At 67.9% G+C, this 443-nt stretch carries 1 protein-coding gene; it reads left to right on the forward strand.

Features of this window, described 5'->3' with window-relative positions; all coding sequences use genetic code 11:
- A partial coding sequence (locus QP996_RS11785) for a LysR family transcriptional regulator (protein WP_284872818.1) occupies positions 1–443 on the forward strand: 443 nt, incomplete at both ends.

A 443-nucleotide genomic window follows, 5' to 3' on the forward strand; every position in this document is an offset into this window, starting at 1 on the left:
TACGTCGTGGCGATCGCCGAGGAGCGCAACTTCACGCGAGCAGCAGAACGCTGCTTCGTCGTGCAATCAGCACTGAGCCACCAGATCAAGGCCCTCGAACAGGAACTCGGCACGGCACTGTTCGTGCGCTCATCCCGTCGGGTGGAGCTGACCGCCGCCGGCGAAGCCTTCCTCACGGAAGCACGCGCCAGCCTCGCAGCCGCCGACCGTGCCGTGGCGGTCGCTGCCGAGGCCGTGGGCCAGGTCCGCGGAAGCCTATCGGTAGGTGTCATCCCGACGGTCACAGCCGTCAGCGTGCCCGACATCATCGCGGCCTTCCACGCCAGCCATCCCCACGTGGACCTCACCGTGCGGGGCGGGGGAAGCAATGAGTTCATGCGCGACCTCGGCAACGGGAGACTCGACGTGGCCTTTCTCGGCATGGACGCCGACGTCGCCCCAGC

Origin of the sequence: Corynebacterium sp. MSK008, assembly GCF_030232585.1 — a bacterium.
GTDB lineage: Bacteria > Actinomycetota > Actinomycetes > Mycobacteriales > Mycobacteriaceae > Corynebacterium.